28 protein-coding genes are annotated in these 26822 nt (G+C 70.2%); 25 read left to right on the forward strand and 3 right to left on the reverse strand.

Translation table 11 applies throughout. The annotated features are described in order from the left end of the window. Together ACK41C_RS10410 and ACK41C_RS10415 are read left to right on the forward strand one after the other, a co-directional pair. Positions 1 to 1545, forward strand: coding sequence for a DUF935 domain-containing protein (locus ACK41C_RS10410; protein WP_409653455.1), 1545 nt, complete (start codon positions 1 to 3; stop codon positions 1543 to 1545). 4 nt (positions 1546 to 1549) lie between these two features. Beyond that, on the forward strand, positions 1550 to 2866 hold the full coding sequence (locus ACK41C_RS10415) for a phage minor head protein (protein ID WP_409653458.1): 1317 nt from the start codon (positions 1550 to 1552) through the stop codon (positions 2864 to 2866). Between the two features lie 220 nt (positions 2867 to 3086). On the opposite strand, the gene ACK41C_RS10420 is transcribed toward ACK41C_RS10415, so the two are convergent. Next, entirely contained in the window at positions 3087 to 3275 is a 189-nt protein-coding gene (locus ACK41C_RS10420) for a hypothetical protein (RefSeq protein ID WP_409653460.1), read from the reverse strand. 128 nt (positions 3276 to 3403) lie between these two features. On the opposite strand from ACK41C_RS10420, the gene ACK41C_RS10425 reads away from it, so the two are divergent. From ACK41C_RS10425 to ACK41C_RS10525, 21 genes are all read left to right on the forward strand, one after another. After that, positions 3404 to 4519: a hypothetical protein gene (locus ACK41C_RS10425; protein WP_409653462.1), complete on the forward strand. Its 1116-nt coding sequence runs from the start codon at positions 3404 to 3406 to the stop codon at positions 4517 to 4519. Between the two features lie 21 nt (positions 4520 to 4540). Next, positions 4541 to 4921 carry a capsid cement protein gene (locus tag ACK41C_RS10430; protein ID WP_409653465.1) on the forward strand — a complete coding sequence of 127 codons (381 nt, stop codon included), beginning with the start codon at positions 4541 to 4543 and terminating at the stop codon, positions 4919 to 4921. Between the two features lie 42 nt (positions 4922 to 4963). Then, positions 4964 to 5893: a hypothetical protein gene (locus ACK41C_RS10435; protein ID WP_409653468.1), complete on the forward strand. Its 930-nt coding sequence runs from the start codon at positions 4964 to 4966 to the stop codon at positions 5891 to 5893. 9 nt (positions 5894 to 5902) lie between these two features. Then, positions 5903 to 6541: a hypothetical protein gene (locus ACK41C_RS10440; protein ID WP_409653471.1), complete on the forward strand. Its 639-nt coding sequence runs from the start codon at positions 5903 to 5905 to the stop codon at positions 6539 to 6541. Further along, a complete protein-coding gene (locus tag ACK41C_RS10445) occupies positions 6538 to 6738 on the forward strand; it encodes a hypothetical protein (protein WP_409653474.1) in 201 nt (66 codons plus the stop codon). The genes ACK41C_RS10440 and ACK41C_RS10445 overlap by 4 nt, the downstream gene beginning before the upstream one ends. Before the next feature lie 3 nt (positions 6739 to 6741). Beyond that, complete coding sequence (locus ACK41C_RS10450; protein WP_409653477.1) at positions 6742 to 7176, forward strand: phage protein Gp36 family protein; 435 nt, start codon at positions 6742 to 6744, stop codon at positions 7174 to 7176. Beyond that, on the forward strand, positions 7173 to 7691 hold the full coding sequence (locus tag ACK41C_RS10455) for a phage virion morphogenesis protein (protein WP_409653480.1): 519 nt from the start codon (positions 7173 to 7175) through the stop codon (positions 7689 to 7691). Before ACK41C_RS10450 ends, ACK41C_RS10455 begins: the two co-directional genes overlap by 4 nt. Next, positions 7691 to 8128, forward strand: coding sequence for a hypothetical protein (locus ACK41C_RS10460; RefSeq protein ID WP_409653483.1), 438 nt, complete (start codon positions 7691 to 7693; stop codon positions 8126 to 8128). The genes ACK41C_RS10455 and ACK41C_RS10460 overlap by 1 nt, the downstream gene beginning before the upstream one ends. Beyond that, positions 8125 to 8346 carry a hypothetical protein gene (locus tag ACK41C_RS10465; RefSeq protein ID WP_409653486.1) on the forward strand — a complete coding sequence of 74 codons (222 nt, stop codon included), beginning with the start codon at positions 8125 to 8127 and terminating at the stop codon, positions 8344 to 8346. The genes ACK41C_RS10460 and ACK41C_RS10465 overlap by 4 nt, the downstream gene beginning before the upstream one ends. 3 nt (positions 8347 to 8349) lie before the next feature. Beyond that, positions 8350 to 9288, forward strand: coding sequence for a hypothetical protein (locus ACK41C_RS10470; RefSeq protein ID WP_409653489.1), 939 nt, complete (start codon positions 8350 to 8352; stop codon positions 9286 to 9288). A 92-nt stretch (positions 9289 to 9380) separates the two neighbouring features. Next, positions 9381 to 9713 carry a hypothetical protein gene (locus tag ACK41C_RS10475; RefSeq protein WP_409653997.1) on the forward strand — a complete coding sequence of 111 codons (333 nt, stop codon included), beginning with the start codon at positions 9381 to 9383 and terminating at the stop codon, positions 9711 to 9713. A gap of 83 nt (positions 9714 to 9796) precedes the next feature. Beyond that, a complete protein-coding gene (locus ACK41C_RS10480) occupies positions 9797 to 10123 on the forward strand; it encodes a DUF1799 domain-containing protein (protein WP_409653989.1) in 327 nt (108 codons plus the stop codon). Further along, a complete protein-coding gene (locus ACK41C_RS10485; RefSeq protein ID WP_409653492.1) occupies positions 10120 to 14928 on the forward strand; it encodes a tape measure protein in 4809 nt (1602 codons plus the stop codon). Before ACK41C_RS10480 ends, ACK41C_RS10485 begins: the two co-directional genes overlap by 4 nt. Then, positions 14925 to 16469: a hypothetical protein gene (locus tag ACK41C_RS10490; protein WP_409653495.1), complete on the forward strand. Its 1545-nt coding sequence runs from the start codon at positions 14925 to 14927 to the stop codon at positions 16467 to 16469. The genes ACK41C_RS10485 and ACK41C_RS10490 overlap by 4 nt, the downstream gene beginning before the upstream one ends. A 2-nt stretch (positions 16470 to 16471) precedes the next feature. Beyond that, complete coding sequence (locus tag ACK41C_RS10495) at positions 16472 to 17344, forward strand: hypothetical protein (RefSeq protein ID WP_409653497.1); 873 nt, start codon at positions 16472 to 16474, stop codon at positions 17342 to 17344. Next, positions 17341 to 17997: a hypothetical protein gene (locus tag ACK41C_RS10500; RefSeq protein ID WP_409653500.1), complete on the forward strand. Its 657-nt coding sequence runs from the start codon at positions 17341 to 17343 to the stop codon at positions 17995 to 17997. Before ACK41C_RS10495 ends, ACK41C_RS10500 begins: the two co-directional genes overlap by 4 nt. After that, positions 17997 to 18599: a hypothetical protein gene (locus ACK41C_RS10505; RefSeq protein ID WP_409653503.1), complete on the forward strand. Its 603-nt coding sequence runs from the start codon at positions 17997 to 17999 to the stop codon at positions 18597 to 18599. The genes ACK41C_RS10500 and ACK41C_RS10505 overlap by 1 nt, the downstream gene beginning before the upstream one ends. Next, a complete protein-coding gene (locus ACK41C_RS10510; RefSeq protein WP_409653505.1) occupies positions 18599 to 19213 on the forward strand; it encodes a DUF4376 domain-containing protein in 615 nt (204 codons plus the stop codon). The genes ACK41C_RS10505 and ACK41C_RS10510 overlap by 1 nt, the downstream gene beginning before the upstream one ends. A 5-nt stretch (positions 19214 to 19218) precedes the next feature. Next, positions 19219 to 20127, forward strand: coding sequence for a hypothetical protein (locus tag ACK41C_RS10515; protein WP_409653508.1), 909 nt, complete (start codon positions 19219 to 19221; stop codon positions 20125 to 20127). A gap of 1 nt (position 20128) precedes the next feature. Next, positions 20129 to 20371 carry a hypothetical protein gene (locus ACK41C_RS10520; protein WP_409653510.1) on the forward strand — a complete coding sequence of 81 codons (243 nt, stop codon included), beginning with the start codon at positions 20129 to 20131 and terminating at the stop codon, positions 20369 to 20371. Between the two features lies 1 nt (position 20372). Further along, positions 20373 to 23432 carry a hypothetical protein gene (locus ACK41C_RS10525; RefSeq protein ID WP_409653513.1) on the forward strand — a complete coding sequence of 1020 codons (3060 nt, stop codon included), beginning with the start codon at positions 20373 to 20375 and terminating at the stop codon, positions 23430 to 23432. Here ACK41C_RS10525 and ACK41C_RS10530 read toward each other — a convergent pair. Beyond that, positions 23411 to 24001 carry a PEPxxWA-CTERM sorting domain-containing protein gene (locus tag ACK41C_RS10530; protein ID WP_409653515.1) on the reverse strand — a complete coding sequence of 197 codons (591 nt, stop codon included), beginning with the start codon at positions 23999 to 24001 and terminating at the stop codon, positions 23411 to 23413. The genes ACK41C_RS10525 and ACK41C_RS10530 overlap by 22 nt on opposite strands. Positions 24002 to 24237: 236 nt before the next feature. Between ACK41C_RS10530 and ACK41C_RS10535 the strand changes: the two genes are divergently transcribed. Together ACK41C_RS10535 and ACK41C_RS10540 are read left to right on the forward strand one after the other, a co-directional pair. Then, positions 24238 to 25044 (forward strand): DNA adenine methylase, encoded by an 807-nt coding sequence (locus ACK41C_RS10535; RefSeq protein WP_409653517.1) that lies wholly within the window; start codon positions 24238 to 24240, stop codon positions 25042 to 25044. A 674-nt stretch (positions 25045 to 25718) separates the two neighbouring features. Beyond that, positions 25719 to 26231, forward strand: coding sequence for a 6-pyruvoyl trahydropterin synthase family protein (locus ACK41C_RS10540; RefSeq protein ID WP_409653520.1), 513 nt, complete (start codon positions 25719 to 25721; stop codon positions 26229 to 26231). A 10-nt stretch (positions 26232 to 26241) separates the two neighbouring features. Here ACK41C_RS10540 and arr read toward each other — a convergent pair whose 3' ends face one another. Continuing rightward, entirely contained in the window at positions 26242 to 26658 is a 417-nt protein-coding gene (arr, locus tag ACK41C_RS10545) for an NAD(+)--rifampin ADP-ribosyltransferase (protein ID WP_409653523.1), read from the reverse strand. Positions 26659 to 26822: the final 164 nt, after the last annotated feature.

The raw sequence follows: 26822 nt of genomic DNA on the forward strand, positions 1-26822 counted from the left end.
ATGGCCGAGACCGAGGCCGTTCCCGCCAAGCCGGAGATGCAGGAGATCGCCACGTCCGCGGACGGGCGCGACATCACCAAGCCCTACTTCGGGCCGCTCCTCGAACCCGAGGACACGGTGCTGCGAGGCCTGGGCGGGCGCTGGGAGGCCTATCGCGAGATCCGCCGCGACGGCCAGGTCCACTCGACCTTCCAGCAGCGCCGCCTGGCCATCGTCGCCCGGCCCCTGATCGTCGAGCCCGGCGCGGACGATGCGGCCAGCAAGGCCGCCGCCCAGCAGCTGCAGGAGAACCTGGACGCCATCGCCTTCAACCGCGCCACCAAGGGCATGAGCTGGGGCCTCTTCTATGGCTTCAGCGTCGGCGAGTGCATGTGGGAGGTGCGCGACAACAAGGTCTGGCTCAAGACGGTGAAGGTGCGCACCCCCTGGCGGTTCCGCTTCACGCCGGACGGCCAGCTGCGCCTGCTCACCCGGAAGGACGCCTTCCGTGGCGAGCAGCTGCCGGACCGGAAGTTCTGGGTGATGTCGTCGGGCGCCGACAACGACGACGATCCCTACGGCCTGGGCCTCGCCTTTCACCTGTACTGGCCCGTCTACTTCAAGAAGATGGGGCTCTCCTTCTGGCTCCGCGCCCTGGAGAAGTTCGGGGCGCCTACCACGGTCGGCACCTATCCCGCCGGCACCTCGGCCGCCGACCAGGCGAAGCTGCTGGCCGCGGCCATGGCGATCCGGCTCGACGGCGCGGTGATCAAGCCCGAAGGCACCGTCCTGGAGATGCTGGAGGCCAAGCGCGGCACCGTCGACCAGGCGACCTTCTATCGGTTCTGCAACAGCGACATCTCCAAGGTGGTGCTCGGCCAGACCATGACCACCGACGACGGCGCCTCGCTCTCCCAGAGCGAAGTCCATATGGACGTCCGCGAGGAGCTGACCGACGCCGACGTCGAGGAGCTGTGCGAGAGCTTCGAGCAAGGGCCGGCCCGCTGGCTCACCGAATGGAACTACCCCGGCGCCGCGACCCCCAAGCTCCGCCGCCCCAGCCCTGAGGACGCCGAGCGGGCGTCCAAGCTGACCAAGGAAAAGGCCGAGACGTACAAGACCATGCGCGAGGCCGGGTTCGAGCCGGAGGACGCCAGGCTCGCCGAGGACTTCCCCGGCTGGCGCCGCCGCGCGCCGCCCCAGCTCGTGGCGGCCCCCGCGCCTGAGGCCCGCCCGGCCTTCGCCGAGGCCGCTATCGGCGGGATGAAGGAGCAGCTGCGGGCGATGTTCGCCGAGGCGGCGCCGCCAGACGCCATCGAGGCGTTCGTCGACGAACTGGACTGGGAGCCGCTGATCGAGCCGGTGGTGGCCGCGGCCGAGGAGATCGTGCGCACGTCGCCGACACTGGAGGCCGCCGGCGAACGCCTGGTGGGGCTCTACGGCTCGCCGGTCTTCGCCGAGTTCACCGAGCGCCTGGCCGAAGCCGTCTTCCAGGCCCGGATGGCCGGCGAGGCGGGCCTCGGCCTCTCCGACCGCGAGGACCGCGCCCAGGCCGCGGCGGGCTGATCCCGTGCCGAACCTGGTCTTCGATCAGCGCGCGCCGGCGGAGGCGGTCGATTACCTCGAACGCAAGGCGGTCGGGGGGCGGTTCTCCTTCGACTGGCGCGACGTCTGGCAGGAGGAGCACCTCAACACCTTCGTGGTCGCCAAGGCCATGTCGGCCGATCTGCTCGCCGACATGCACGCCGGCTTGATGGCGGGCCTGAAGGAGGGCTGGACGAAGGAGCGCTACGTCGAGGAGCTGCGGCCGACGCTCCAGGCGAAGGGCTGGTGGGGCAAGAAGCGCCAGGTCGATCCGAAGACCGGGTCCGAGCGCCTGGTCACCCTGGGCACGCCGCGCCGCCTGCGGGTGATCTACGACACGAACATGAGGATGGCGCACGGCGCCGGCCGGTGGGAGCGCTTCATGCGCTCGGCCTCGACGCGGCCCTTCCTGCGCTACCACCACACGCCTCAGGAACACCCGCGGGAGCATCACGAGGCCTGGCACGGGATCACCCTGCATATCGGCCACGTCTTCTGGAAGACGCACTACACCCCGAACGGCTGGGGCTGTAAGTGTTTCATCACCTCCCACCGCACGGCCGAGGAGGTGACATCGGAGGAGGATCTGCGCGCCCGCGGCGGCTACGACCAGCAGGTCTGGACGAACAAGCGCACCGGCGAGACCGCCCTCGTACCCAAGGGGATCGATCGCGGCTTCGGCTACAACGTCGGCATGGCCCGGATGGAAGGCCTCGTCCCGCCGGCGATGCCGGAAGCGCAGAGGGCGGTCGTGGTCGGCGGCCGCCAGCCGGCCCGCCTCCCGCCGCTGCGCGCCGCGCGGCCGCTGCCGGACGACGTGCGGATCCGGCGCGACCTTCCGGGCGACCCTCAAGCGGTGTTCGAGGCCTTTTCGAAGGTGCTTGGAAGGGGCGAGGGCGAGATCTTCACCGACGTCGCTCAGGTCCCGCTGCTGGTCGGCCGCCGCATGTTCGAGCGCCACGACGCCGCCGGCGCCTCCGTGGCGGCGAAGCCCGGGCTCGCCTCGCGCGCCGAGCTGGCGGAGATCTTCGCCGCCGTCCTGCGCGATCCCGACGAGATCTGGCACTCGCTTCAGAGCCGGGCGGACGGCTCATCGATCCTGGTGCGCAACTTCGTCGGCGCGTTCGACGCCGGCGAGATCGGCCGCCAGCTGTTTGTGGTGACGTTTCATGAGGGGTCGGCCCGCGGTGTGTGGATGGGGACGACGGCCTATGGCCCCGGCAAGCGCGGCGAGCCCCGCGACCAGGCGCTGCGCACAAGCTCCGGGCACCGGGTCGGAACTCTCGTCTACCGCCGCCCATGAAAAAGGCCCGCGAGGGGCGACCTCCGGGCCTTGCGGCGCTGTTCTGGATCCCATCGCCGGGGGCGGCAGCGCCCGCCTAATGTGGCGCCGGCCGCCCCAGATCTCAAGCCTCAGGAAAGCGGCTCAGGGAGCCCCAGGACGGCCGGAACGCCACGCTGATAGCCGGCCGACCCCCTTCGGCCGTCCTGCCCCCTTTGAAAGCCTTCGAAGAGGCAGGCGGTCAGGCGACTCTCGCGTAGATCTCCTCCGGTGCGCCCTTGACGACGATGAGCCGCCGCCGTCCATCCTGATCCAGCGCGAAGACGAGTTGGCTGTAGTCCCGCTCGTTGTTCTCGATGAACAGCACCTGGTCCATGTTAACCATGAGGGGCTCGCCCTGGAGGCCCTCGAACCTGACGAACTTCGCCATCCCTGATCTCCTCTGCTGGGGCTGACAGCTGTCAGGGGCTACGCCTCTCCCGACGCCCGGCATGGTGACGCTCTCTTCGACGGTCGTCCAGCGCGACGGCCGCACCAGCGTCCAGGGTCGTCACCTAAATGCTCGAAACCATCCAGACGTTCAAAGCGGGGAAGCATCGCGCCATCGACGGCCGCGAGTATGAGTTCTCCGAGGCCGACGTCTCGGCCATCGCCGCCAGCTACGACCCGGCCGTCCAGGCCGCCCCCATCGTGCTCGGCCATCCGAAGACCGACGATCCGGCCTGGGGCTGGGTGAAGGGCCTCACGGTCGAGGACGGCCGCCTGGTCGCCGCGACCGAGAAGGTGGACGCCGCCTTCGCCGAGGGCGTCGAGGCCGGCCGCTACCGCTACGTCTCGGCCGCCCTCTACGCGCCGACCGACACTCGCAACCCCAAGCCCGGCTCCTGGTATCTCCGCCACCTGGGCTTCCTGGGCGCCCAGCCGCCGGCCGTGAAGGGCCTGGAGCCGGCCTTCGCCGAAGAGGATCCCGACGTGGTGGCCTTCGCCGCCGCGGACGGCTTCTGGGTGAAGGACATCCTCCGCTCCCTCCGCGACTGGCTCATCGAGAAGGAAGGCCTGGAGCTGGCCGACCGCATCGTTCCCTCCTGGGCCGTCGACAACATCGACCGGGCCGACGCGCCGCACTTCGCCGAGGGCGAGGAGACGGCCGCCGGATCCGAAACCGCTTCCTCCCCGGAAGATCCGCCCGGCGGGCCTGAAGGCGATCCCGGCGCCGACAGCCTGCCGGGTGGTGAGGATCCGCTGGCCGAGCGCGAGGCGCAGCTCGCCGCCCGCGAGGCCCAGATCGCCGAGCGCGAGGCCGCCTTCGCCGAGAGCGTCCGCTCCGAGCAGCGCCAGGAAGACGCCGAGTTCCTCGACGGCCTGGTCGAGGCCGGCCGCCTGCCGCCGGCGCAGCGCGAGCGCGTGGCCGCCATCTTCGCCCGTCTGGGCGGCGATCAGACCGTCGCCTTCGCCGAGGCCGACGCCGATCCGCGCGCCGAGCTGCGCAGCCTGCTCGACGGCCTGGGCACGTCCATCCAGTTCGCCGAGTTCTCCGCTGGCGACGGCTTCGACCCAACCAGCGCCGGCGCCGTGCCGCAGATCTCAGCGGCGATCTCCCGCCTGGTCGCGGAGGCCCGCGCCCGCGGCGAGACGCTCTCCTACTCGCAGGCCGCCGCTCAGATCGGCCGCTGATCCACCCCTGAAGGAACCGCCATGCGCACCAACCCCGCAATGCCCTACACCGCCGGCGCCGCCGTGGCGCCCCGGCGGATCGTCAAGTTCGGCGCCGCCGACGGCGTCGTCGTCCAGTCGGCGGCCGCCACCGACCTGTCCATCGGCGTCTCCGACAGCCTGGGCGCGGCCGCGGCCGGCGACGGGTGCGAGGTCTACACTTCCGGCCAGGGGGTGGAGATCGACGTCGGCGGCAACATCACCCGCGGCCAGAAGATCGTGGCGGACGCCAACGGCAAGGCCGTCGCCGCCGCCCCGGCCCAGGGCGCCAACGTCCAGATCGTCGGCTTCGCCAACGCCTCCTACGTGGCCGGCGACATCGGCGAGTTCCACCTGGCCCCCAGCGTGATGCAGGGCGCCTAAGGCGCCGCCCACCCCTTCAGCAGCTTCTAGGACCCGCTCTCCATGGACGCCCCTTTCCCGATCCACCCCACCTACACGGGCATCTCCGTCGCCTACAAAAACGAGGAGATGATCGCCGACCAGGTGCTGCCGATGGCCACCCCGGTCTCGAAGAAGGAGTTCACCTACTTCGAGATCCCGGTGGCGCAGGGCCTGACCGTGCCGGACACCCGGATCGGCCGGCGCTCCGAGGCCAACGTCATCGAGGTGACTGCCGAGGAGAAGACCGCGAAGACCGAGGACTTCGCGCTCTCCGACCTGGTGCCGAACGAGGACGTCGCCAACGCGCCCCAGGGCTACGACCCGCTGGGCCACGCCACCGAGACCGTCACCGATTTGCTCGTGCTGGGTCGCGAGCTGCGGGTCTCGAACCTGGTCTTCAACGCCGCCACCTATCCGGCGGGCCACAAGGTGCAGCTCGCCGGCTCCGACCAGTGGTCGCACGCCGACGCCGACCCGTTCCAGGCGATCTGGGACAAGCTCGACATCCCGATGATGCGGCCCAACCTCCTGGTGCTGGGTCAGCCGGTGTGGACCAAGATCGCCACGCACCCGAAGCTGATCGCCAAGCTCTACGGCTCGGCCTCGACGGTCGGCAAGGCGCGCGCGGCGGATCTCGCCGAGGCGTTGGAGCTGAAGAACGGCATCATCGTCGGCAAGGCCCGGGTGAACACCGCCAAGAAGGGCCAGGCCCCCAATCTGGCGCGCGCCTGGGGCAAGCACGCTGCGGCCCTCTTCATCAACCCGCTCGCCAACAACGAGCGCGGCATGACCTTCGGCATGACGGTCCCCAAGGGCTCTCGCGCCGTACGCGTCATCCCGGAGCCGAAGATCGGCATCGGCGGCTCGCAGAAGGTCCAGGTCGAGGAGCAGCTGAAGGAGCTGATCGTCGCCTCCAACTGCGGCTACTTCTTCGAAGACGCGGTCGCCTGAGCCCGCGCCATGAAGATCCGCCTCACGCAGATCGACCTCTCCTACGGCGGCCGCACCTTCCCGGAAGGTGCGGTCGTGACCGTGGGCGAGGCCGGCGACATCCCCGCCGACCTGGCGCAGGCGCGCCTGGACGCGGGTCGGGCCGAACCGGTCGAGGACGACGGCCAGGCCGTGGCCTTCGACGTGGTCCAGTCCATGCGGCACTGGGTGACCGCCCAACGCCTCGCCGCCGAGCAGCTGGCCATCGTCGTCGGCCTGGTCGAGCGCGACGGCCCCGCGGCTGCCCGGGCCTTCGTCGAGGCGCATCACGCCTGGATGCAGGATCCGGTGGTGGCGGACCTGGCCCCGCGGATCGACGTGGTCCGCGAGCTCGCCGCGATGGCGGAGGACACCCTTTCCACCGAAGGCAGGAACGAGCCCAATTCGGTCTCCTTCGGTCAGGCCGAGACCAGTACCTCGGCCTCGGACGGCGCTGCTGGTGACGGCCTGGCGGCGTCGGACGCTTCCAGCGGGGACGACCCCGCGTCCACCGATAACCCCAGCGAAGCCCAAACGGGGGGCGCTGGCGAGGCGGCGGAGGCTCCGGCTTCCGCCGCTGAGCCGGCGCCCCCGCCGAAGGCGCGCCGGGGGAAGGCGGCCAGCCGATGAGCGACCCCACGCGCAAGATCCATCGGGAGCTGACCGCCCAGGAGCAGGCCAACGTGGCCGACATCAAGGCCATGGGCGAATGCCTGTTGAAGGCGCTCGACGCCGTGACGCAGGGCAAGCCCTCCCGCGAAATCGCCCTGGCGAAGACCAAGGTCGAGGAAGCGGTGATGTGGGCCGTGAAGGGGATGACGGGCTGACCCATGTCCTACGCCGCCGTCGCAGAGTTCGTCGCCTTTGTCGGTGAGACCGAAGCCCGCGCCCTCGCGCCGGCCGCGGGAACCTATGATGCGGCCAAGATCACCGAGGCGCTGGCCGACGCCGGGGCCGAACTCGACAGCTACTTTGCGGCCCGCTACCCCACGCCGCTGGAGCCCGTCCCCAGGACGGTCAAGAACGCCGAGCTGATCCTCGCCCGCGAGGCGCTGGACCGGCAGGGCCGCGACCACGTCACCTCGGCGGCCGCGCGGATCCGCAGCTGGGCGAAGGACGTGGCCAAGGGTCTCGCCACCCTCGGCGGCGGCGAGCCGGGCGAAGACGTTCCCGCCGATCCGGCCGCCGGCGGCGCGAAGTTCGCCGGGCCGGCCAGGGTCTTCGATGACCGAGGCCTGGCCGCCTATCTGGGACGCCGCGGATGAGCGGCGTCGCCATCACCTTACGTCTCGACCTGGAAGACGCCGGCGTGCGCAAGGCGCTCTCGGCCATGATCGACCTCGGCCGGGATCTGACGCCCGTCCTCGAGGACAGCGGGGCGGAGTTGGAAAGCTCGACGCTCGAGCGCTTCCAAACCAACCTGGCGCCGGACGGAACGCCCTGGCGGCCGTCGCTGGCCAGTCAGGTCACCGGCAAGCCCACGCTGGTCGGCGAAGGCTTCCTGCGCGACAGCGTGAACTACCGCCTGGACGGGACTACGGCCGTCGAGATCGGCGCCGGCGGCGTCGCCGCCGACTATGCCGCCGTCCACCAGCTGGGCGCGACCATCACGGCCAAGGGCGGCGCGCTGCGTTTCAGCCTGGCCACCGGCGGCTTCGCCACGGTCAAGAGCGTGACCATCCCGGCGCGCCCCTATCTCGGCGTCTCCGACCAGGACGCCCGCGCCATCGTGGACATCGTCGGCGACCACTGGGCGCGCGCGGCCGGGGGGGCTCACTGATGCAGGGCCTCTACGAAGCCGTCGCCGAGCGGATCCGCGAGCGCTGCCCTCTGATCCTGCAGGTGACCACCGCCATGAACGCCATGGAGACGGTCGAGCAGATGGCCCTGGGCGAAGACGTGTCGGCCCTGGTGAGCCCGCTCTCCGATGTCGCCGACCCGGTGAAGGAGGCGTCGATGTTCGTCTCCCAGCGGGTCACCTGGACCTTCGGCGTCACCCTGGCCCTCGTCTTCCCGGCCGGCTTCCCCGAGTTCGAGCCCGCCTGCCACGAAGTGAAGGCGGCCCTGCGCGGCTGGGCGCCGGCGGGCGCCTCCATGCCGGTCCAGTACCGGGGCGGGAACCTGCTCGCCTACACGGCCGAGCGCGACGGCGGCCGGTGGCTGCACCTCCTGCGCTTCAGCGTCCCCTCTCAGGAAACCTACGAGCACCAGTCATGAAGAACCCCAAGCCGCGCCCTGCCGCGTCGGACGAGGCCCGCACCATCCCCGCCCGCATCGCCGCCGGCCGAGGCGCGCCGGAGCTGCCGCGCTCGGCCGCCGAGGCCATCGCCGAAGCTTCCCTGGCCGCGGGCTTCCCCGTCGCCAAGCACGTCCAGGACGCCCTGGCCGCCCCTGAAACCCCGGCGCCCTCCAGCGCCGCGACCGAGGAGTCCTGATCCATGGACCGCCAGCTGCTGCTCGCGAAGAAGGAAGTCACCTACGGCACGGACGCCGCCGCGGTTGCGGCGAACACGGTCCTGGCCGAGGAGGTCCAGTTCCGGCTGCTCGACACCCGCGTCCAGCCGAACCCCGCCAAGCCGGGCGTCGGCCCGGTGGCCAGCCACGTCTACGGCCAGCACGCCGAGCTGGGCTTCAAGATCCCGCTCGCCGGATCCGGCGATGCCGGCGTGGCGCCCAAGTGGGGGCCGATCATGAAGGCCTGCGGCTGGAACGAGACCGTCGTCGCCGACACGTCCGTCACCTACGCCCTGATGGAGAACCCCATCGGCGCGGACTCGATGACCCTGGTCTGGCGGGACGGCAATCGCCGCCTGCACAAGGTGCTGGGCTGGCGCGGCCGCGTCGGGCTGGAGCTGACCGCGGGCCAGCGCCCGATGCTGGTGATCAACGGCCGGGGCCTGCACGTGCCGGTGGCCACGGCCGCCGCCGAGCTGGCGCATGCCGACGCCAGCTTCGCCGGCTGGAACGACGCCAAGCCGGTGGCCAGCGGGACCACGCAGTTCACCTTCGACGGGATCTCCGGCCTCGGCCTGCGCGCGCTCTCCTTCGAGCAGTCGGACAACGTGAAGTTCACCGACGTGCCCGAGCAGGAGAACGTGGAGCTGGTCGGCGCCCGTCGCTTCACCGGCCAGCAGCGCATCACCTGTCCGCTCGCCTCGACCATCAACTTCGAAAACAAGTGGGTGGCCGGCGACGTGGTGACCTGGGCGATGACGCATGGCTCGGTGGCCGGCCTGATCGCCACCATCAACGGCCGCACCCAGGTGCTGGCGCCTGAGTACAGCCGTGACGACGATCACGATGTGCTCGGTTGCGGCCTGGAGCTGGTGCCGTCCTCCCTCACCACCGACGACGATCTCTCCATCGTCCTGACCTGACCGGCCTTCGCGCCTCAACCCTGCTGGGGCGCGCGGCCGCACGGTTCGCGCGCCCTTCACATGGCCTTCGAACGACAAGGAACCCATGAACCATGGCCGTCAAATTCAACTTCCAGAGCCTCGACCAGGCGGTCGAGGCGGACTGGCCCGTGTCCGTCAACGTGCCCACCGATGGGGGCAAGGTGGAGGTCCAGACCTTCACGGCGCGCTTCAAGCTCCTGCAGCAGGCCGAGATCGAGGCGGCCATCGCCGAGGCGAAGGACGCCTACGAGCTGGCGCGTCGCTTCTTCGTGGGCTTTGGCAAGGGCGAGGAGACGACGCTGACCGAGGACCTGTTCGTCAAGATGATGGGCACGCCCTACGTGCGCGAGGCCATCCAAGCCGCCTACCGCAACTTCACCCACGGGGTGGCCGTAAAAAACTGACCCAGGCGGCGCGGCTCTTCGCCGTAGGCCGCCTCGACGACGCGACCTGGTCGACCGATGAGCTGGACCGCCTGGTCGCGGATCTGCGCGAGTTCGGCGCCGCCGAGGCCGACGTCGCCGCGGCCGTCGCCCGCTTCAAGGGCGCGGTCGAGGACGAGAGCTTCGACGTCTTTCCGGAGAACGTTGCGGCGGTGAGCCTCCTGCTGGCCACCCAGACGCAGTGGCACATGCTGAGCCTCGCCACCCTCTCGTCGGCGTCAGTCGTCCGGACGGGCCTCAACTACGCCGCTATCGAGCCTGCCGCCCGCATGGCCGGCATCGATGTGACGCCTGACGTCTTCTCCCGCCTCCGGATCCTGGAGAGCGAGGCCCTGGTGGCCTGGTCGCAGGAAAGGCAGGCCCGCGCGTGAGCGAACTTGTCGTCCGCCTGCGGCTCGACGCCGATGCCAAGCAATGGGTGGGAACCGTCGATCAGGGGGCGGGCGCCGTCGAGCGCCTGGGGCAGCGCGCGCGGAAGGCCGGCGGAGATCTCCGCCAAGCCGAGGCCGCCACCCAGTCGTTCGAACAGAAGACCCAGCGCGCTTCCGCCGCCGTCGCCGCGCTTGCCGCCGCCCTCGGCTTTGTGGGCGCGCGCCAGCTTGCGTCGAACCTCACTGAGGCCGCCACCGCCGCCAAGGGCTTCGAGATCGGCCTGGGCGCGGTCGCCGGCGGGCTATCCGGATCGAAGGCGGAGATGGGCTTCGTCCGGGCCGAGGCCGCAAGGCTCGGTCTCGACGTGCGGAAGGCGACGCAGGAGTTCCTGGGCCTCGCCGGCGCCACCAACGGCACGGCCATGGCCGGCCAGGACACGCGGGAGGTCTGGCTGGGCGTCGCCGAGGCCGGGCTGGCCATGGGCCGCTCCAACGAACAGGTCTCCCGCGGCCTGATGGCCATCCAGCAGATCGCCTCCAAGGGCGTGGTCTCCATGGAAGAGATCCGCCAACAGCTGGCCGAGGCGATCCCCGGCGCTGTGAACATCGCCGCCCGGGCGATGGGCGTCAGCACCGCCGAACTCAACAAGATGATCGAGCAGGGCAAGCTGCTCTCGACCGAGTTCCTGCCCAAGTTCGCCCAGCAGCTGCGCACCGAGTTCGGCCCGGCCATCGAGCGCCACCTGACCAGCGACATCGGCCGCGCCCGCGTCGAACTCGGTAAGCTGCAGACTGCTCTCTTCGACCTGTCGGCCCGGGGCGGCGAGGCCTTCCTGGGCGGCGTCGTGGAAGGCATCTCCGACCTCAACCGCGCCCTTACCGAGGAAGAGACGATTGAGGCGCTGGCGGATCTCGGCCGCCAGCTCGGCGAGCTGGCCGGGTTTGGCGCCCAGGCGCTGGGCTTCCTGGCGAGCAACGCCGAGACGGCCACCATCGTCCTCGGCGCCCTGGCCGGCGTCCGCGTGGGCGCCATGCTGGCCAGTGCGGCGACGCAGGCCGTAGCGGCCGCGCAGGGCGTCGGGCTGCTGGCCGCTGCGACCACCGCCCTGGGCGGTCCGCTCGGCATCGTGGCGGCGCTCGCCGGCGGCGTCGCGGTGGCGGGCCTGGCGGCCTACGCCTTCAGCGCCTCGGAGGCGGCCGAGGAGGCCCGCCGGCTCGACGCCAACACCCTCGCCCTGGACGAGGCGCTCGCCGAGGCCGAGCGGCTGGGCCTGGCCGCCGGGTCGGCCATCGGGGGCATGGGCTCGGAGTCGCGGAACGCCGTCGATCCCACCGACACCCTGGCCGGCTCGGTGGGCAAGCTCGCCGATCAGACCTTCCGCCTGGCGGCGGCCCGGAAGGCCGCGGCGGTGAACCACCTGCTGGCCGCCGCAGCCACGGCCACCACGGACATCGACGAGATCGAGCGGCGCGAGACCCGCCGCCGCTCCACCGCGCTCTCGATGCTCGCCGCAGGGGTCGGTGAAGCGGGCATGCCGGCCGATCTCCGGGCCGAGGCGCAGCGCAACCTGGCGCAGGACGCGGCGGCGAAGGAGACCGAGGCCCTCCTCGCTAAGCGCCGCGAGCAGCGCGACCGCCTCCTCGCTGCGGCGCAGAACGCCATGGCCGCGCCGCTCGAACAGTTCAAGGAGGAGATCCCGGCGAACGCCTTGCCCGACGACGGCAAGGGGAAGTCGAAGCGCGCCGGGCGGCTGGCTTCCGATCTGGAAGCCGACGTAGTGGCCCTCAAGGCCTATCGCGAAGCCCTGCGCGCCGGCGGCGTCGCCCTGGACGAGTGGCGGGTGAAGGACGCCGGCCGCCAGGCCGTCGAGAAGGCGGGCCTGGCCCACAAGGACAAGCTCACCGCCGCCGAGGGCGCGCTGGCCGGACGGATCCGCCAGGCGGCCGAGGAGAGCGAGCGCCTCAACCTGGCGAACGAGCGCGTCGCCAGGGCAATCGGCCTGCAACGCACCGCCGAGCTGGATCGCGAGGCGCTCCAGCGTCGCACGGCGGCCGCCGTCGCCGGCGAACAGGCGCTGGAGAACCTGCGCGTCACGGAGGCCGGCCTCGCCGCCCAGCGCGAGATCGGCATCGAGACGCTCGAACAGCTCACCGGCGCGGACCGGGCCGAAGCGGAGGCCGCCATCGCCGCGGCCGAGGCCCGCGAGCGCCAGGCCATCGCGACCGAGAAGGCCGAGCGGGTCGCCAACACCGTGCGCGACATCGACCGTCAGATCGCCAGCGAGCGCGCCCGCACGGCCGCCATCCAGGGCGGCGCCCGGGCCATGGCGGACTTCGCCAAGGCCGAAGCCGTGCGGCTGGAGGTGGAGCGCGCGGGCAAGACGCTCACCGCCGAACAGATCGAGCAGATCCGCGAGAAGGTGGAACTGCTCCTGCAGCTGCAGGCCGCCAACGACAACGCCGACTTCGTGCGCATGCAGCAGGAGGAGCTGGAGCTTCTCCGCATGACCAACCGCGAGCGTGAGATCGAGATCCGCGCCCGGGAGTGGGCGATCCGCCTGGCGAGAGAGAACAACCAGCTCTCCGAAGACGAGCTGAAGCTCCGCTCGCGGATCCTGGCCACCCGCGACGCCGACAACGAGGCCCACGCCCGCGCCATCGGGGATCTGCGCGAGGATCTCCGCCGCGCCTATGTCGAAGGGGGAGAACTCGGCTTCGACCAGGTCGCCGAGTACGCCAAGCGCCGCCTTCGAGAGGCCGTCTACGAGGCGCTGCTGAAGCAGCCGATCGATATCATCATCAACGCCACGGTCGGTGGCATCAACGGCCTGATCGGGGGCAACGGCGGTGGCGGCCTCCTCGGTTCGATCCTCGGTACGGGTCTCGGCTCCCTGCTCGGTTCGGCCGGCGCGGGCATGGCCCTGGGCCAGGCCATGGGCCTTGGGACAGGCCGGCAAGGCACTGACCTGGCGCTCAGCCTCGGCGGCTCCGCCCTCGGCACGGCGTTCGCCGGCACTATGGGCGCGGGCTGGCTCGGGGCGGGGATCGCGAACACGGCGCTCAGCATGGGCGCCAGCACGGCCATCGCAGGCGGCCTGGGCGCTGCCCTGTCCAGCGCCGCCGTGCTTGGCCCTATCGCCGCCATCGCCGCCCTGGCCATTGGGAGCCTGTTCAAGGACGATCAGCGGCCCTACGCCCGCACCGACATCGGCGTCCAGAACGGCCAGTTCGCGATCACCGGCGGCCAGTCGCTCGACAACGGCCCCCTGGACAAGACCAACCAGGCCGCCCAGCAGATCGTGGCCAGCCTCAACGCTGCGGCTGACCTCTTCAAACTCGATCTGTCGAAGCTCTCCGGCAACCTAGGGTCCTTCGGCTACGTCCAGGGCAAGAACACCGGCAACCTCGGCCAGGGTTGGTTCGGCGGCGACGGCGGCGGCTTCTCCGGCGCGCAGTTCACCGGCTTCCAGGATCCCGAGAAGCTGGCGGCCGAGGTGGTTCGCGCCACCATCCTCAAGGCCATCGAGGCCGGCGCGTCCGACCTGTCGGAGGCCGAGAAGAACGTGGTGCGCCAGGCGGCCAGCCTGGAAGAGGCCGCCACCAAGATCGCCGCCGGCCGCTCGATCATGCAGTCCATCGAGGACGCGATCCTGCAGCTGACCGACCCGGCGGCCTTCGAGCGCAAGAAGGCCCTGGAGGCTATCGAGGCCAGCTATCAGGCCTTGAAGACCCAGGCCGAGGAGCTGATCGCCGCGGGCCTGATCTCGGCCGACGCCCTGCAGAAGCTGGACGACCTGAAGACCCTGCAGACAGCTGACGCCCTGGCGCGCCTCGGCGCTGCGGCGATGTCGACCGCCGACAAGCTGAAAACCAACGTCCAGGAAGGTCTGCTGAAGATCCTGGACCCGCGCGCTTACCAGCTCGCCCGCGGTTCGCGTGAGATCGAGGAAGAGATCGCCGGCATGCGCAGCCAGGCCGACGCCCTGGTCGCCGCGGGTCAGCTGCCGCCGGAGATCCTGGATCAGATCGAACTCCTGCGGGACCTGCGCCTGGCCGAGCTGACCAAGGAAGTGGACGAGGCCGGCAACGCCTTCGCCCAGCTGCGGCCCCGCCTCCTGCAGTGGCTCGATGCCATGGGCGTTTCCGAGTACGCGGAGCTGTCGCCCAAGGCCGCCCGGGACGAAGCGCTGGCGCAGTATCTCCGCGTCCTCGGTGAAGCTCAGTCCGGCGATGCGACCGCTGCCCAGAACCTGACCGCCTACGCCGACCGCCTGCTCGCCCTTGACCGCCAGGCCACGGACAGCGCGCAGGCCCGCCTGGCGCTGGCCAACCAGATCCGGGCCGACGTCGCCGGCATCGCCGCCATGGGCCTCCAGCCCCAGACGACCGAGACCGTCATGGCCGACCTGGCCAAGGCGCTGCAGCAGATTTTCCTGGATCCCGAAACCGGCCTGCTGGCGGCTAACGACAACGGCGAGGGCGGCCTGGCCGCGAAGCTGGCCATCGATCTCGGCCAGTTCCGAGCGATGTACGCCGACGTCATCACCCCGCAGACCGACCGCCAGGTGAACGCCCTGACGGCCCTTCAAGCCTCGCTCGAAGCCCGGTTGAACGCGCTTCAGAGCGCGACGGTCGCTGAGCTGAAGTCGGTCGGCGAGGCCATCGCCGGCGGTCAGCGCGCCCTCGACGAGCGGCTCGCCCAGCTGGCCCAAGAGGCGGCCCTGGGCGCCCTGGCGACCGCCGAGCTGGCCCACGCCACGTCCGCCACCCAGGCCTTCCTGCGAAAGCGGGGGATCGCCGCATGAACGGGACCGTGATCCTGGTGGAGATCGACGTGACCTCGCCGGCCGGCGAGACCTCGACCCTTCGCTTCGCCGACCGCGCGATCCGGCCGTTCCCGCCCACGGCGGCGGGTAAGGCCAACCTGGTCTGGGACGACCGGCTGAAGGAGCCGCCGGCGTTCCGCGAGGCGCTGTTCGAGGATGTCACCACCCTGACGCCCAGCCTCGGCGCGGGAACCCTGCAGCTGGTGAACACCGACCATGCCCTCGACGCCTATCAGGCCTTCGCCTGGGGCGAGATCCGCATCTGGCGCTGGACCGAGGGCACGCCCTTCTCGGCCGCCGTGTCGATGCTCAAGGGCCTCTGCGGCCTGGCCGAGGTGGATGCGACCGTTCGCGTGCCGCTCTACGACTATCGGGCCGAGCTGGAGAAGGCGATCCAGGAGACGCTCTACGCCGGCGGCAACGGCGTGGGCGGCGTACTCTATGAGGGCGTCGCCGGCGGGCTGAAGGGCCGGCCCAAGCCGCTGGCTCTCGGCGACCTCACCGGAGCGCATATACCGGGACCGCAGGTGAACGCCGGCCAGCGCGTCCACCAGCTCCACGACGGACCGATCCAGGGGAACGTGCAGATCTTCGACGGCGGGGTCGACGCCGGCTACGCCGCCCAGGGCGACCTGTCGGGCGCGGCCTTCGACGGGGCGACGCCGGCGGCCGCCAGCTACCGCACCGACATCGGCCGGGGCCTGGTCAAGATCAACGGCGCGCCCGTTCTGGGCCTCACCTTCGGCTGCAAGGGCGACAAGGCGGGCGGGACCTATGTGGAGACGCCCGGACCGGTTCTGGCGCGGCTGCTGGCCAAGGGCGGGGTTCCGGCCGAACGGATCGGCGCATCCGTGCCCGGGCTCGCCTCGGCCTCCGTCGTCGGCGTCTTCGCGTCCGAGCCGGTGAACGCCATGGACCTGGCGGCCTTCGTCGGCCGCAGCGCGCTCGCCGCCGTCCTGCCGGACCGTGAGGGCGTGTGGCAGGCGATCCCTTTCGCGCCGCCGGCCGAGACGGCGGACTTCGCCCTGGCCTTCGACCAGATCGTCGACTTCCGTCCGGAGCCCGCGCCAGCGCCGGTCGGAGAGATCCGCGTCGGCTGGGGCCGGATCTACACCACCTTCTCCCGCACCGAACTGAAGGCCAGCGTGCGGGACACCGACGACGAGGAGCGCCTGGCGGCCGAGTATCGCTACGCCGTCGTCGCCGACGAGGGTGTGAAGGCCCGCTTCCCCAAGGCCTGGGCGACGGTGACCATCGACACGGCCCTGCGCACCGAGGCGGCCGCCGAGGCACTGGCCGAAGCCCTCAGGGGCATCGTCGGTCTGCGTCCGGACGGCGCGCCGCGGCGCATGTGGAAGGCGCCCATCGTCAACGACGACGCGGCGCTGGCCGTCCACCTCGGCGCGACCGTCGCCGTCGACTATCCGCCGCTCGGCGTGGCGGAAAACTTCCTCCTGGTGGCGCGCGACCTGTTCCGGCCGCAGCGCCGCGACCAGGCGGTCTGGACGCTGTGGGGTTAGCCATGGCGGCGGTGGGGCGCTTCTCCGACATCAACCTGACCCGCACGGCGATCTTCCGCGAGGAGGGCGACTGGGCGCCCGAGCTGCCGCTCGACAACCTGAAGACCGACGACCGCTACGTGGCCGCGCCGGCCCGATGCCTGGCGGTCGACGATCCGGACGCCAGCCGGCTGGCGCTCGACCTTCCCACGGCCCGGGTGACCAGCCTGATCGCCGTGCTGTTCCACACGCTCAGCATCGACGCGCGCTATCGCCTGACCATCGCCGGCATCGAGCGGGACCTCGACGACCCGGTCTTCCAGACAGACTGGACGCCGGTCTACGGCCGCATGAACCCCTCGCGGATGCTGCCGTGGGAGACCACCAACTGGTGGAGCGGCCAGATCAGCCTGGAGGAGATCGACCTCCTGCCGCGGCATCTCTGGATCCCGTATCCGGCCCAGCTCACCGGGGCGATGCGCCTGGAGTTCAACGACGAGTTCAACGAGCACGGCTTCTTCGACCTGGGCGGCCTCTGGATCGCCTCGGGCTTTTCGCCGGCGATCAACTTCGACCGCGGCCACTCGCTGGGCCTGCAGGCGCGCGACCTGGTCGACGAAGCGCCCTCCGGCCGGATCATCGGAGAGCGCCGGCGGGCGCGGCGCAGCCTGACCGTGCCCTATTCCTCGTTGACCACCGACGAAGCCCACCGGTTCTTCGACGCCGGAGTTCGGGTGGGCGTCACCCGGCCGGTGATCTTCGTCCCGAACCTCGACCACCAGCCCAGCCTGATCCGCCAGGCCTTCCCGGCGACCTTCGAGCGTCTGCCGGACGCCCGCTTCACCTACGAGCGCGCCCACCAGGTGGTGGCCGTCCTGAAGGAGACCCTCGCATGAGCTATCAGGAGGCGCGAGATCGCCTGCTCAGCGGCTACTACAACTCCGGCATCCAGAGCGTCGCCAACCCTGGCGGCCTGAACGGCGACGGCCACGTCCAGAACTTCCCTGCCGCCCTGGTCGACCTCGGGACGGTGCTCGCCTACATCAGCACGGCGGCCGAGCAGATCCTGATGGGCTCGGAACACGCCGCGGCGGCCCAACTCTCTGCCGACGACGCCCTGCAGTCCGCTAACGCGGCCTTGGCCGCCGCTGCGCAGTTCCTGCCTCTGACCGTCGCCGAGATCCGCGCCTTCTTGGACAACACGAAGTTCCTCTCGGCGCTTGGCCTCATCCAGTCGGCGGCGTCGGTCAACATGCCCTTCGCCACCACCATGACCCCGGATCTGGACGCCGGGTTCAATCGGCATGTGAACGCTCTGACGGCCCATGCGGTGCTGGCGAACCCGACGAACCATAAGCCTGGCCATTCAGGCAGGTTTCGCTTCCAGCAGGACGCCACTGGCGGCCGCACGCTCTCCTTCGGCTCGTTCTACTACTTCCCGCTCGGGGTGAAGGACATCGCGCTGGCCCCCAACGCCATCACGACGGTCAGCTACTTCGTCCACTCGAGTACGTTCATCGAGGCGGCGCTCCTGAGGGGCTTCGCCTGATGCTGCCCTTTCCCCACGCCAACCACGGCGCCGGCGGCTTCCTGATCGGCGGCGCGGCCGTCCATGTCGGGTCCGGCAAGCGGGACACCGGCGCCGGCGCCGGCGCGATCCCGCTGCCGCCGGAAGCCTCGCCGTTCGATATCCTGTTCGTGGCAGGGGCGACTGTGTCCGGCGGAGCCGGAGAGCCGTTCCAGAGCGTGTCGCCCGGTCACGCCCGGCCGATCCAGCACGCCGACATCATCGGGTCGCTCGTCCTTTCGACCGCCCCCAGCGTCTGGGCGCTCTACCGAGGGCCCTTCGCCTTGGCGTTCCGTCAGACCGCGACGGCCAGCGGAGCTGGGCCGCTGCTGCCCGGCATCACCAAGGCCAGCAACTGCGGCGGACTGATCCTCGTGGGCCTCGGCAACGCCTCGACCACCGCGCCTCCATCCGTGGGCGCGCCGTTCACCACTCGCCACACCACGTCCTCCGGCGCATTCGGACCCTTCTGGATGATCGCCGACCTCCTGGACCCCGACGCCTACGTCAACGGAACGCCCATCCCCATGGGCGGCTCGTCCAACGGCTCCACCACCGGCTTCCTGATCGAGATGCTCTACTGATGAAACGCCGTGCGCTCCTAACACCCACCGGCCCGGTCGAGATCTCCGGAGCCTTCGTCGCCAATGAGATCCAGCACCCGCCCAGCGTGCTGGCCACCTGGACCGATGAGCAGCTCGCCGAGATCGGCGTGGTGGAGATCCACGAGCCCTTCGAAGTCCCCTATGGCTCCCGCCAGGTGGGATCGCACCTCGCCCTGGTCGCCGACGTCGTGACCGAGGTGCTGGAGCTGGAGCCGATCCCTCTCGCCGAGCTGAAGGCGGCGAAGGTCGAGGACATCCGCGCCAAGCGCTGGGCGGTGGAGACCGCCGGCATCGTGCGCAACGGCGTCCGGATCGCCACCGACGAGAAGGGCCAGGGCAAGATCACCGGCGCTGTGCTGCTGTTCGACAAGCAGCCCGGCCGACCGGCGCTGAACTGGGAGTCCGCCCCCGGCGTCTTCGTCGAACTCGACCTGGCGACCGCCACCTATCTGGGGGTCGAGGTCGGCAACCACGTCCAGGCCTGCTTCGACCGCTCCATGGCCCTCTGCGCGGCCGTCGCCGCCGCTGCCGACGCCCAGGCCCTTTCCAGCATCGACATCGAGGAGGGGTGGCCGGCGACGGCCGCCGAGTGATCGCCATGGCGAAGATCCGCATCGACTATGTCCGGCCTCGCCGCGGCGGCGACGCCTACGGCATCAGCTCCGACACCATCCAGGAGGTGGTCGCCCCGGCTCAGACGCTGGAGGTGGGCGAGGCGAGCATCCAATCGGAGGCCGCGCCGGCGTTCCCGCCCGACGCCCGCGGCGCCTTGGGCGGCGTGTTCGCGCGGATCTCCTGCCTGAGCGGCGCCGTCGTCGCCACCGCTGCAGCCGTGAACCCCACCGCCACCGAAGCCGGCGGCGTGCGCCTGGAGCAAGGCCAGCGGCCGATCCTGCATCCCATCGAGACCGGCCAGAAGATGGCCTTCATCCAGGCCGCCGATCCGCCTTCCGGCCTGCCGGTCTCCGGCGGCGGCGGAGGTGGCGGCGGCGACGCCAGCGCGGCCAACCAGACCCTGCTGCTCGGCCGCATCGGGACCAAGGCCGATCCCGCGGCCGAGGAGGACGAGTCCGATGCGAGCCTGTTCTCCCTGGTGAAGCGTGGGCTCCAGCGCTGGACGGCTCTCCTGACGCGCCTGCCGGCGTCGCTGGGCCGCAAGCCGGCAGCCGGCAGCTTCTCGGTCGGCATGGCCAATGAGGACTATGCGCTGCTCGATGAGCTGGTGAAGGCGGTGACGCCGGCCACCTACGCCCTACTGGCCGACGCCAACGCCACTGGGGAAGCGGTGATTGGCGTGAAGCCGGACAGCTACATCTGGTCGGTCTCCGGGACCTTCGGGGGGACAACGGCGAAGCTGCAGGCCCTGGGGCCGGACGGTGCGGCCTGGCTCGACGTGGCCACACTGAACGCCGAGGGGCGCACGGGTGTGGTGGTGGGCATGGACGCCACCCTGCGCGTCGCCCTGGTCGGCGGGGCGCCCGCCAACATTTTCGCGAGCCTGACCTGAGATGCGGCTGGGCAAGGCATACGGCATCGCCCGGGGCTGGCCGCTCGCGCCGGGCCAGCCGAACGGCCCCCGCGAGCCGGAGGATCCGGGCGACCCCGGCGATCCGGACCTGTTCGTGGTGAACGTCCCGGCCGGGGGCTTCGCCGCGATCAATGCGCCGCTCGGCGACGTGCCCAGCGGCAACCAGGTGACGATCTCTGTTCCCGCCGGCGGCGTGCCCGTGCGGGTCTTCACGGGGGGCTGACGTGCCGACCTATATTGCGAACTCCGCCGCCGAGCTGGCCGGCCTCGTCGCCGGCGACGCCTCCGCCGGCGACACGATCCAGCTCGCGCCCTCGGCCACGTCTTACGGGATCCTGAACCTCTCCGCCTCGTCAGTGAACGAGCTGGTGATCGAGGCTCAGACGGTCGGCGCGGGCGCCTTCTATGCCGATCTACCGGCCTGGCATCCGGCCAACTTCAACCGCACGGCGCACATTTCTCAGCTCCGGATCGACGGTTCGCGGAGCCTCCATCTTCGCAACCTGGCGATCCGCTTTCCCGGCTGGCCGACCCTGGGGCAGACGTGGCCGGAATGGCGGGTGGCGAACCCCGAGTTCCTGCAGCCAGCTAGCGTCATTCTGGCCATGATCCACCCTTATAATTCGGGCTCTGGCGACCTCATCCTCGACGGGGTCATGGGCGTCCATGGGTATGGGCCGGACCATGAACCCTACGACACGACGAGGTTCTACGAGGACGACTTCTCCTCGACCGACCCGCAATGGGTGACGACGACCGGCTTCTCCTATCCCGACGCCAGCAACGGCGGCAACCCGCGCCCGGGCCATGGGTCGGCCTTCTGCGCCTACAATCGCATCGGCAACGGGCCGCAGTTCATGCAGGGCGACGGGGGCCTGCGAACTGGCAAGCTGACGACGATCGATCTGCTGCTGAGCGACGTTCGCGGCGCTTTCTCCAAGGATCGCTTCGGCGACATCCTACACCGTCGCCCTGTCTTGAACCGGCTCTACAAGGACGCCTTCATCAGTCTCTATCGGAGCGCTTATCCGGGCCAGAAGGTCGTCGTCGAGCAGCCGCTGTTCTGGGAAGCCTTCGCGGATCCGCGCGATAGCGGTGATCCCCACCAAGACTTCTGGCAAGGCGCCCGCGTGACGGCTGACGCCGCCCCAAGTGCTTACGTTCACCACGGGCGCGTGGCGTTCATCCAGCCCTTCATGGCCCGCCGCCCGGTCACCCGCGGCAAGACCGCGCAGGCTGTGCATTACAGGGCCGGCAAGGACTCCGCCTCCGGCGGGATCATCTTTCGCCGGTTCGATCTGCTGAACCCTGTACTGCTGTCCGATGACAGCCCCTACGGGATCAAGGCGGCCTATCTCGAAGACGCATACATCGTCGCGCCCTTCCTGGGGACCAATCCCGGCCGGACAGCGGGCACCACCCCAACCGTCATCACCTCCTATGACGTGACCAGCGAGCGTAAGGGCGGGGTTGCGCTCTTCGAGCGAGGCATCATCGAGGGCTCCATTACGGCCGAGCCCGGCGCGCCAGCGCCTTACCGGGTTGACACCTGCCTCTACATTGGCCCGCGCGGCTCCAAGATCCCTTACGCCTCATTGGTCCAGGGCGGCGACGTGATCAACGCGCCCGGCCCCCTGAACTCGCCGGAGGCGGTCTGGAACGCCTATCGCCGCAAGCCGGCTTTCCAGGCCTGGGGGCCTCCGGACATGGATCTGGAGACCTTCCTCACCGGCCCGCTGATCACCAGCAACCTGCGACCCTTCGCCGGCTGGCGCGAGGTGAACGGGGCCGAGCTAGGGCAGATGGTCGTTGGCAAGCTCAGCCGCGTTCGCGGGCCGCAAGGCGCGGTCCTGCCGCTGACGGACATCACCGACATGGAGATCGAGGTCGTCGCCGAGGACGGGGTCACCATCGTCACGCCCTGGACCAGCGAGGACATCACGGTCCCCGTCGAGCACTACATCCGGCCGCGTCGCCTGTCGGCCGCTGCCCACAGCACCACCGTCCAGGGCACGGCCGACCTGGCCGGAACGCCGCTTACTTTCCGGATCACCACCAGGTCGGCGAACGACTTCCCAGGCGTGCAGTTCGACGGGACCGACTCCCTGAACACCGCCGGCCCCACCGTCCTCGACAGCGAGGACACGGGGAAGCTGGTCATGTACCTCAACTTCAGGTTCGACCCGGCGACGATCCCTACGACGATCCCGGTCAGCCGCGGCGCACAACAGCGCGCCCTACGCCTGCAGCTGGTGAACACCAAAGTGATCCGGGCGGTGCTGGCGAACTCCTCAGGGGCCATCGTCTTCCAGATGTCGACGCCGGAGCTGACGAACGGCCGCCGCTATCAGATTTGGATGTCGGCGGATCTGGACGCCGTGAACGGTCTCGGAGAACCCGACCCGGCCAATGGCTCTCGCGGCGCCATGCTCGACGAACTGGGGACTTTCCAGCAGTTCTCGCACTCGACCTGGACCGCCGGCGGCCGGGCGCAATGGACCTACAATCAGACGGGCTCGGGCTACCAGTTCGGGGGCGACGGATCGAACTTCTTCCAGGGCACGCTATTCGCCTACGTGGTGGACAACAGGCGTTTCCTGGACGTCCTCGACCCCGAAATCCGCGGCCGCTTCTCTCCGGACCTCATCGGCGACAATGGCGAGGGGATCTTCCCGGGCGAAGATCCGCCGCTGATCGTCTTCCTCGGCCGCGACAGCGACTACAACCACGTGGACGGCATCAACCGGGGCCGAGGCCCGAAGTTCAAGAAGGTCGGCTCCACGGCGCTCACCCCGGTCGACAGCAACGTCTGGCCGCCGGTTCACACGCTGAGCCTGGAGCTGCTGAGCGAAGGGCCGCTCCTGGTGGGCCAGCCGGTCCTGTTCCGGGTCGACGTCAGCGGCTATGCGCCGTCCGGCACCACGGCCGACCTGTCCAGCAACAACACCGGCGTCTTCGATGCCGATCCCGTAGTGCTGCCGGAAGGCACCAACGGCGTGGTCGTCGAGTACACGCCGGAGATCGCGGGCGAGCACGAGATCACCATCTCACACGCCACCTACGCCTCCGGCGACCCGCTGGTGATCAGCGTCGCCGAGGCCTGGACCATCGTGGAGCCCGGGCAGTCGGCCGCCTTCACGGCGGCCGAGGCCAGGAAGGAAGAATTCGAAGGAACAGATCAGGAAGTCGGCCAGCGCCCGGGGGCGACGTTCAGCTGGAAGGACGGCCCCGGTGAGGCCGGGGACACCGAAGAGCTGGAGGTCTACGCCAACGTGGTGGCGTAGGCCCCCTCCCGGCGCGCGCGCAGCCTCGCGCCGGCCAGGCCGAAGCCGACGATCAGGAGCGCCCAAGTCGCGGGCTCTGGGACGGGGCCGACGCGGTAGACGGCGATCCTGTAGTCCACGGGGCCGGCCGACCCGAAGTTGAGGTTGAGGCCGATCCCGTAATCGAGGCCTTCAAGCTCGCTGTAGTAGAGGTTCTTGCCCAGTTGCTTCACGAGGGGTGGGTTGAGCCGGAAGTGGAACTGGCCTGTCGTGCGGGGCGAGGCGATCTCGTGCAGGCGCCACCACGGCTCTTCGTTCGCATCGATGATCGTCAGGGGGTCGAGGGAATAGTAGGCCCAGCGAATTTCGCCGCCGAGCATGAGGACGCCGTCGCCTTTACGGGAGAATTCGAAGTCGATGCGCCAATTACCTGGCTCCCCGATGCCCAGGTCGTTGAGCCCGAACCCCACGTCCCCGCTCGCATCGGCCATCCAGGTTCCGGTGATGACCGTCGCCGCGCTCGCCGGCGCGGCCATTGATAGTGCCGCAGCTGCGGCGAGCGCCATGCAGGCGCGAGAGATCCAGCCCATGATCTTCCTCCCACGTTGGAGCTGTCATCCCTTCGCCGGGCGTGAGAGTCTGTCAATGCAACTCGTGATTTGCGCGAACCCGGCCCGCTCGGCGGCCGGGGCCGGCAAATCGGCGGGGGCCTGGGCGCGCCAACGCCCAGAGCCGCGGGGGGCGAACCCGCACGTCCGGGGGGTGCACGCCCCCTTCAGTCCCGCCACCGGTGCCACCGGCGGGGCTCTTTGAGCAGTGACAAAGCATGGAGTCGAGTCTCACGCTTACGCCGGTCCGCCCCGTGGCGCCGGCGGCCCCTTACATCGGGGGCAAACGCTATTTGGCCCGCCGCCTGGTCGAGCGGATCGAGGCGACGCCGCACCGCACCTACGCCGAGCCCTTCGTGGGGATGGGCGGGGTGTTCTTCCGCCGGCGCACCCGGCCGGCGGCCGAGGTGATCAACGACCTGTCCGGCGACGTCTGGACCTTCTATCGCGTGGTCCAGGAGCACTACGCCTACTTCCGGGCCGAGCTGCAGTTCCGGCTCACCAGCCGGGCGGAGTTCGAGCGCCTCCTGGCCGTGGATCCCGCCACGCTCACCGACCTGCAGCGCGCCGCCCGCTTCCTCTATCTCCAGCGCCTGGCCTTCGGCGGGAAGGTGCATGGCCGGAACTTCGGCGTCAGCCACCACCGCTCGGGCCGGTTCGACGTGACCCGCCTCGGCGTGGTGCTGGAGGACATCCACGAGCGCCTGGCGGGCGTGATCGTCGAGCGGCTGGACTGGTCGGCCTTCCTGGCGCGCTACGACACGCCGGAGACGCTCTTCTATCTCGACCCGCCCTATTACGGCTGCGAAGGCGACTACGGCCCTGGGCTATTTTCGCGGGGTGAGTTCGAAAATCTGGCGGCGGCTCTGAAGCGCCTTCGGGGGCGGTTCATACTGTCGTTGAACGACCTTCCGGAGGTTCGCCAGATCTTCGCCGCCTTCGACATCGAGGGCGTGGGAACTCACTACGGCGTCGCTGGTCGCGGCGCCGAGGAGGCGCGGGAGGTGATCATTTCCGGGCCTTGATCGCCCGCCCGGCCGGAGTCTAGATGCCGACCTCCTGGGCCGTGCGGGCGGCCTACACGGGGTGACGACCGCTCATCGGGTTGGGAGAAAGGCTCCGGCCAGCATGCCCGCTGGCTCTCACATCGACGTCGAGTATCGGCCCCTCGGCGACATGACCATCGACCAGGTCGTCGCTCACGACCGCACGCTGGCCATCCACTGCGAGCCCTGCCGCGTGATCCGAGGGTTCGCCGGCACAGCAGCTCTGGCCCGGGCGCGTCCAGGCCAGCCGGTCAGGGCCATGCGGTTCAGGTGCCGGAAGTGCGGTTCACAGGGCGAGGCCTGGGTGAGCGGCTGGGATAGAGGAAGGGTGGCGTGGCGACCTTAGGCGGACGGTGCTACGGGGCGGGGAATTTCGGATGCGCTCCAAAACCAAGTGTCCCACGCTCCAAAACCAAGTGTCGCGCTACAGCCGCGACGCCCGGCGCCGCCCGAGCCGGAGGGGGAGGGGGAGGACGCAGAGCTGTTGGAGACGGAGCCGCTGGAGGTTCCGCCGGTCGATCCCGCCGCGCCCGAACCCCCTTCGGCCGAACCCCCGCTGGCCGAGCCTGCGCCGGCGAACGGGCCGCCTTGACATCGTTCAAGCCTGGGCGCCGCCGTCTCGTGCATGATGCCCGCCGGATGCGGAGTTGGGCATGGCGTGGCTTTCGACCAAGACCTATGGCGGCGAGCGGGGTCTTTCCTGCGCCCTACGGCAGTGGGCGGCGCAGAGCCACTGCGCGCTACTGCACGGCTATTCCTTCGGCTTCCGCTTCACCTTCGCGGCCGAGCAGCTGGACGCCCGCGGCTGGGTGGTGGACTTCGGCGCTGGCGGCTTCGGCCGCATCCGCGAGTGGCTGCATGAGACCTTCGACCACGTCCTGCTGGTGGCGGAAGACGATCCCGAGCGGGACCGGTTCCTCGCCCTGGGCGAGCTCGGCCTGGCCCGCGTGAGCCTGGTTCCCGGCACGAGCTGCGAACGCCTGGCCCAGTTCGTCTTCGAGGCGGCCCAGCCGATGGTGGCCGAGGCGACGGGGGGGCGCTGCTGGATCGAGTCGGTGGAGTGCGCCGAGCACGGCGCCAACAGCGCCATCTATCGCAATCCCCATTCGCTGCTCCGGGAGGTGACCGCCGAGACCCTGCACCGCATGGCGGCGGCGTTGGAGTAGGCGCCTGGGCTCAGTCCTCGATAGCCTCGACGCCCAGCCGTTCCAGGTCCGCCAGATGGTCTTTCATGGCCTTGAGGTGTTCGGGCGAATGGCCTGGCCAGTCCGCCACTTCGCCGACGACGCGGAGCGGATCGCGGGTGCGGTACGAGCGCGTCGGATTGCCGGGAAATCGCTGATCGGTGAGGTTGGGATCGTCTTCGAGCGGGCCTGTGGGTTCGACCATGTAGATCCGGCCGCCTCCCTCGCCTCGAGCGAGTTCCGCGCCCCAGATCGCGGCATCCAGGGTGGCGGTCAGATAGACATAGGCGGCCGCCTTTCGCCGTCCGTAGTTTGAGGCGTAACCCGGGCCGATCAGGTCGCCGGCTTTCAGATCCGCCTTCGTACCGTGGTAGAACGGCCCGGCATCGGCGGTAGCTTTGAGTGTCATGAACGAGCGGCCCTCCCTAAAGCCGGGGACGGGGGTCCCCTAGACCGAGGGCGCTACAAACTGCGCATAATTCGCCGGCGGCCAATTCTTGAACTGAAGTCTTTCATGGCCAAATCCCGTTTGCGGCGGGAAGGTGAGGCGAATTTCCGCGCTCAGCGAACTTG

Origin of the sequence: Phenylobacterium sp., from assembly GCF_046290725.1 — a bacterium.
Lineage (GTDB): Bacteria > Pseudomonadota > Alphaproteobacteria > Caulobacterales > Caulobacteraceae > Phenylobacterium.

What these genes read in the sequence shown, in the direction of transcription:
- ACK41C_RS10410 (WP_409653455.1), top strand. Translation starts at nt 1, where the DNA reads ATGGCCGAGACCGAGGCCGTTCCCGCCAAGCCGGAGATGCAGGAGATC.
- ACK41C_RS10420 (WP_409653460.1), bottom strand. Translation starts at nt 3,275, where the DNA reads ATGGCGAAGTTCGTCAGGTTCGAGGGCCTCCAGGGCGAGCCCCTCATG.
- ACK41C_RS10425 (WP_409653462.1), top strand. Translation starts at nt 3,404, where the DNA reads ATGCTCGAAACCATCCAGACGTTCAAAGCGGGGAAGCATCGCGCCATC.
- ACK41C_RS10430 (WP_409653465.1), top strand. Translation starts at nt 4,541, where the DNA reads ATGCGCACCAACCCCGCAATGCCCTACACCGCCGGCGCCGCCGTGGCG.
- ACK41C_RS10435 (WP_409653468.1), top strand. Translation starts at nt 4,964, where the DNA reads ATGGACGCCCCTTTCCCGATCCACCCCACCTACACGGGCATCTCCGTC.
- ACK41C_RS10440 (WP_409653471.1), top strand. Translation starts at nt 5,903, where the DNA reads ATGAAGATCCGCCTCACGCAGATCGACCTCTCCTACGGCGGCCGCACC.
- ACK41C_RS10445 (WP_409653474.1), top strand. Translation starts at nt 6,538, where the DNA reads ATGAGCGACCCCACGCGCAAGATCCATCGGGAGCTGACCGCCCAGGAG.
- ACK41C_RS10450 (WP_409653477.1), top strand. Translation starts at nt 6,742, where the DNA reads ATGTCCTACGCCGCCGTCGCAGAGTTCGTCGCCTTTGTCGGTGAGACC.
- ACK41C_RS10455 (WP_409653480.1), top strand. Translation starts at nt 7,173, where the DNA reads ATGAGCGGCGTCGCCATCACCTTACGTCTCGACCTGGAAGACGCCGGC.
- ACK41C_RS10460 (WP_409653483.1), top strand. Translation starts at nt 7,691, where the DNA reads ATGCAGGGCCTCTACGAAGCCGTCGCCGAGCGGATCCGCGAGCGCTGC.
- ACK41C_RS10465 (WP_409653486.1), top strand. Translation starts at nt 8,125, where the DNA reads ATGAAGAACCCCAAGCCGCGCCCTGCCGCGTCGGACGAGGCCCGCACC.
- ACK41C_RS10470 (WP_409653489.1), top strand. Translation starts at nt 8,350, where the DNA reads ATGGACCGCCAGCTGCTGCTCGCGAAGAAGGAAGTCACCTACGGCACG.
- ACK41C_RS10475 (WP_409653997.1), top strand. Translation starts at nt 9,381, where the DNA reads ATGGCCGTCAAATTCAACTTCCAGAGCCTCGACCAGGCGGTCGAGGCG.
- ACK41C_RS10490 (WP_409653495.1), top strand. Translation starts at nt 14,925, where the DNA reads ATGAACGGGACCGTGATCCTGGTGGAGATCGACGTGACCTCGCCGGCC.
- ACK41C_RS10495 (WP_409653497.1), top strand. Translation starts at nt 16,472, where the DNA reads ATGGCGGCGGTGGGGCGCTTCTCCGACATCAACCTGACCCGCACGGCG.
- ACK41C_RS10500 (WP_409653500.1), top strand. Translation starts at nt 17,341, where the DNA reads ATGAGCTATCAGGAGGCGCGAGATCGCCTGCTCAGCGGCTACTACAAC.
- ACK41C_RS10505 (WP_409653503.1), top strand. Translation starts at nt 17,997, where the DNA reads ATGCTGCCCTTTCCCCACGCCAACCACGGCGCCGGCGGCTTCCTGATC.
- ACK41C_RS10510 (WP_409653505.1), top strand. Translation starts at nt 18,599, where the DNA reads ATGAAACGCCGTGCGCTCCTAACACCCACCGGCCCGGTCGAGATCTCC.
- ACK41C_RS10515 (WP_409653508.1), top strand. Translation starts at nt 19,219, where the DNA reads ATGGCGAAGATCCGCATCGACTATGTCCGGCCTCGCCGCGGCGGCGAC.
- ACK41C_RS10520 (WP_409653510.1), top strand. Translation starts at nt 20,129, where the DNA reads ATGCGGCTGGGCAAGGCATACGGCATCGCCCGGGGCTGGCCGCTCGCG.
- ACK41C_RS10530 (WP_409653515.1), bottom strand. Translation starts at nt 24,001, where the DNA reads ATGGGCTGGATCTCTCGCGCCTGCATGGCGCTCGCCGCAGCTGCGGCA.
- ACK41C_RS10535 (WP_409653517.1), top strand. Translation starts at nt 24,238, where the DNA reads ATGGAGTCGAGTCTCACGCTTACGCCGGTCCGCCCCGTGGCGCCGGCG.
- ACK41C_RS10540 (WP_409653520.1), top strand. Translation starts at nt 25,719, where the DNA reads ATGGCGTGGCTTTCGACCAAGACCTATGGCGGCGAGCGGGGTCTTTCC.
- arr (WP_409653523.1), bottom strand. Translation starts at nt 26,658, where the DNA reads ATGACACTCAAAGCTACCGCCGATGCCGGGCCGTTCTACCACGGTACG.